This window comes from Peterkaempfera griseoplana (assembly GCF_001418575.1).
GTDB lineage: Bacteria > Actinomycetota > Actinomycetes > Streptomycetales > Streptomycetaceae > Peterkaempfera > Peterkaempfera griseoplana.
Genome location: NZ_LIQR01000703.1, coordinates 186 through 1,542, shown reverse-complemented (window position 1 = coordinate 1,542; position 1,357 = coordinate 186). Strand labels below are relative to the sequence as shown.

The window sequence follows — 1,357 nt, the reverse complement described above, 5'->3', positions numbered from 1 at the left end:
CCGTTCGCCTTCTCGGTGGCCGGCGGCGACACCGCCTCCGCCCTGGCGGCCGGCTGCCCCGTGGTCGTCAAGGCCCACCCCGGCCACCCCGCCACCTCCCAGCGCACCGCGGAGCTGGTCAGCGCCGCCCTGGCCGAGGCGGGGGCCCCTGCGGGCACCTTCGCCCTGCTGCACGGCTTCGAGGCCGGCCGTCTGCTGGTGACCGACTCCCACATCAAGGCGGCGGCCTTCACCGGCTCGGTGCGCGGCGGCCGGGCGCTCTTCGACCTGGCCTCGGGCCGCCCCGACCCGATCCCCTTCTACGGCGAGCTGGGCAGCGTCAACCCGGTGGTGGTCACCCCCGCCGCGGCGGCCGCCCGGGGTACGGAGGTGGCCCGCGGGTACGCCGGCTCCTTCACCCTCGGCGCCGGCCAGTTCTGCACCAAGCCCGGCATCGTCTTCCTGCCCGCAGGCCACGGCCTGGACGGCGAGCTGGCCGCAGCGGTGGGTGCGGTGGCCGNNCGCAGCTGCCCGCACTGCTGGACGCGGTGCCCGGCTCGCTGACCGCCACCGTGCACGGCGAGGCCGGCGACCCGGCCGACGCCGAGCTCGTCCGGGGCCTCTTCGCCCAGCTGGAGTCCCGCGCGGGCCGGCTGCTGTGGAACGGCTGGCCCACCGGTGTCGCCGTCGCCCCGGCGATGCAGCACGGCGGGCCCTGGCCGGCCACCACCTCCCCGCTGCACACCTCCGTGGGCACCACCGCGGTGCGCCGCTTCCTGGTGCCCGTGGTCTACCAGGATGTCCCGGAGGAGCTGCTGCCCCCGGTGCTGCGCGCCTGACGCCCCAACCGCTGCCGGCCGCGTCCTCCGTCCCGGGGGCGCGGCCGGTGCCGTCTCCGGGGTTCGCGCGGGTCACATCCGGTGTACCGCCAGGGCTCACACGCAGGACCGCCCGTGTTCATCCGCGCGGCCGAGCATCTGGCTGGCACCCCGCGACCGGCCCACGCAGGCGAGGAGTCCCCATGGGACACGGGCACCACCACGACCACCCGCAGGGCACCGCCGTGCTGACGGCGCCCGCCCCCGAGGCGTCCCCCGCCGGAGCCGGCGGCTCCCGGGGGCGTGCCGTCCTCGGNNGGCCGACGCGGTGCGCGGCGGCGGGGCGGCCTGGGGCTACCGCCGGCACGGTGCGGCGCCGGCCGCCGAGGCGGCGGGGGCGGCGGCTGCGGCCCATGCCCTCGGCCGCGGCCGGGCGGTGCGCTTCCCCGGGGTGGGTGCGCTCACCGGTACGGTCAGCGTGGGCGAGCTGCTGGCCCGCTCGGCGATCGACCGGGTGACGCTGCTGGGCGGCGGGACGCCCGACGCCCAGGCGTCGGTGT

2 pseudogenes are annotated in these 1,357 nt (G+C 78.8%); both read left to right on the top strand.

Going from position 1 to position 1,357, the window contains the following annotated elements:
- Nucleotides 1–15 precede the first annotated feature (15 nt).
- Nucleotides 16–499, top strand: a pseudogene (locus AOK09_RS42925) (aldehyde dehydrogenase family protein); the annotation flags it as partial.
- A 2-nt stretch (nt 500–501) separates the two neighbouring features.
- Nucleotides 502–818 (top strand): annotated as a pseudogene (locus AOK09_RS42920) (aldehyde dehydrogenase (NADP(+))); the annotation flags it as partial.
- Between the last annotated feature and the right edge of the window lie 539 nt (nt 819–1,357).